Here is a 2,347-nt window from a genome sequence, read left to right as displayed (position 1 = left end):
AGGAGTGAATGATGGCACCCGTGCCAGATCACGCGAAACCACCTAAGCGCCGCGACCACCTGTGGGTCCTGGTTATCATCGCCGTCTGCGCCCTGATCGAGGTGTGGGCGTCGTGGATCGCGATCGGCAGCATGTCCGGCTTCCCGAAGATCGGCGGCGCCCGCGGCCTGTCCACCGACTGGACCCTTGCCGTGACGACGGAGGCGTACTGGGGGTACGCGCTTTACTCGTGGCTCGCCGCCGCCCCCGGCCCCCGGTCCCGCAAGTTCGCGATGTGGTCCGCCATCGCCGTGTTCGTCCTCAGCCTCACCGGGCAGGGCGCGGCGCACCTCGTCGAGCCGGGCACTAAGCCGCCGGCCGCGCTGGTGGTTTTCGTGACCGCCCTGCCGGTGCTCGTCCTGGCGCTCATCGCGGTCCTGGTGCACCTGCGCCAGGTCGACCGGGAAGAGGCCGAGGCCGAGCAGGAGGCCGCAGTGCGCGCGGAGCGGGAGGCCGCAGTGCTGCGCGCCGAGGCCGACGAGCGAACCGCACTGCGGGCCGAGATTGCGGGCATGCGGGAGGCGCACGCTGCGGCACTGGATGCTGCGGGAGAGAACCTGGACGCGGAGCGCGCTGCCCGCGAAACCGCAGAGCAGGAGGCCGCGCGCCTAGCCGCGGCAGTGTCCGAGCGGGACGACGCGGTAGCCGCAATGGAAGCCGCGCAGGCCGCAGCGGAAGCCGCAGAGGCCGCCCGCAGCGAAGCCGCACGGCAGGCCGCAGAGAGCGCCGAGAAGATCGAGTCGCTCAACCGCAGGCTGGCGAGGCTCGGCGGCGCGAAGGGCCGCAGTACGGGCACCGGGGAGAGCCGCAAGAACCGCGACACCACGGTCCCGAGCGACTTCGACGCTCAGGCCGCGGCGCTCTCCATCCTCGCCGAGGAACCGGGCATCTCAGGGGCGAAGCTTGCGGAGCGGGTCGGCATGAGCGAGCGCTGGGGGCAGGCGTTCAAGAAGCAGCTCGCGACGCGGGCGACTGGCGGCGAGGAGACCGGCTAGTCAGCGCGCGTCCTTCCGTCCCGAGATCCGCAGCCACATCCAGCACAGCCTCAGCCATGCCAGGGCGGAGACAACCGGCCCGTTCAGCCGCCCGGGTACGCCCTCGGGCAGTCGACGAGCACGTACGTCCGGTGCACGTCGGCGATGAACCTGGCCTCCGCCGTCTTGACGGCGGCAGAAGGGTGCGGCCCGGCGAGCAGGCCGATGAACGTCAGCCACAGGCCCTCCGCTTCCGTTTTCGCCCTGTTGGACACGGTGCAGTTGGCAAGCTGCGAGGAGTGCAGGGCGTCGGTCTGCCGGCTCAGCGCGGCGGCCTGGTTGCCGTACCCGATCACCAGGATGCCGACGGTAATGCCGAGGGCCAGCGACACTACCGCGAGGACGGCGGTTCCCCACCGCCACCACCGGGTCCGCTGGCGGTACCCGACGATCTCGTCGACCATCCCCTGTAGCTTGTGCTCCGCGGCTTCAGGCACCGCTAACCCCTCCTCTGCCCGGCGGCGGCTCAGCATCCCAGTGACCGGCCGAGGTCGGCGAACCGCAGGTACCACTCGTAGCTCTGCTCGCGGGACGGGTTGGCCGCCGGGTCCGCCGGCTTCGGCACCGGGACGGCGGTGAAACCGGTGATGACCTGGCAGAACTTCTGGTCGTTGGCGCTGACCTGGTGGACGGTGAACAGCACGTTCGCGGCGGCCAGGGCCAGCGACACCACGGCAATCGCGGCGAGCCACCAGAAAAGCTTCCTCGTGCGGCGCGAGTACCCGGTGATCTCGTCGACTGTCTTCTGCAATTCGTGGGCGGCGGCCTCAGGCACCGTTCACCTCGTCTGCTCAATCGCGCGCAGCAGCAGCGACGCCGCCACCTGGTCCGCGCGGGTCACCTCGGCGGGCTCCCACCTGCCTTCCACCATGTCTCGCAACTGGGTCTCAAGGTCGGCCATCTCCAGGTCGGTGATGTCCCGGGCCTGGAACTTCTCAAGCAGGGCGTCCAATTCTTCCCATCCCTCATGCGGTGAGTGCAGGATTTTGCTCACGTCGAAGGCCACGTTCCTCCAGAAGACGTCCATCTTCGATTCGAGGATCGCTACCCGCGATTCCTGTGCGGTCACCTCCGACCGCAGCCCGTCGGCCTTCACACGTGTCGCGTCGGCGAGGTCGTAGGCGGCCTGGGCGAGGACGTGGGTGGCGTCCCGGTCGGCCTTCGCCTCCTGCTGCGCCTTGACCTGCGCCTTCAGGTCGTTCCTCGCGTTGCGGGCGCGGGCGTAGAAGAAGCCCACGACGGTCCCGCTCCCGCCGAGGACCGCGCCCCCGGTG

At 70.0% G+C, this 2,347-nt stretch carries 4 protein-coding genes; 1 reads left to right on the top strand and 3 read right to left on the bottom strand.

The genetic code is table 11. From position 1 onward, the window contains the following. The first annotated feature begins 20 nt into the window (after positions 1-20). On the top strand, positions 21-1,034 hold the full coding sequence (locus VGH54_RS19565) for a hypothetical protein (protein WP_331513731.1): 1,014 nt from the start codon (positions 21-23) through the stop codon (positions 1,032-1,034). An 83-nt stretch (positions 1,035-1,117) separates the two neighbouring features. Here VGH54_RS19565 and VGH54_RS19560 read toward each other — a convergent pair whose 3' ends face one another. From VGH54_RS19560 to VGH54_RS19550, 3 genes are all read right to left on the bottom strand, one after another. Further along, positions 1,118-1,510 (bottom strand): hypothetical protein, encoded by a 393-nt coding sequence (locus VGH54_RS19560; protein ID WP_331513730.1) that lies wholly within the window; start codon positions 1,508-1,510, stop codon positions 1,118-1,120. A gap of 29 nt (positions 1,511-1,539) precedes the next feature. Next, positions 1,540-1,848, bottom strand: a complete 309-nt coding sequence (locus tag VGH54_RS19555) for a hypothetical protein (protein ID WP_331513729.1) — start codon at positions 1,846-1,848, stop codon at positions 1,540-1,542. 3 nt (positions 1,849-1,851) lie between these two features. Further along, a partial coding sequence (locus tag VGH54_RS19550) for a hypothetical protein (protein ID WP_331513728.1) occupies positions 1,852-2,347 on the bottom strand: 496 nt, incomplete at its 5' end.

The organism is Mycobacterium sp., assembly GCF_036488105.1.
In the GTDB taxonomy this organism is placed as follows: Bacteria; Actinomycetota; Actinomycetes; order Mycobacteriales; family Mycobacteriaceae; genus Mycobacterium.
This window is presented reverse-complemented; position numbering and strand designations above follow the sequence as displayed.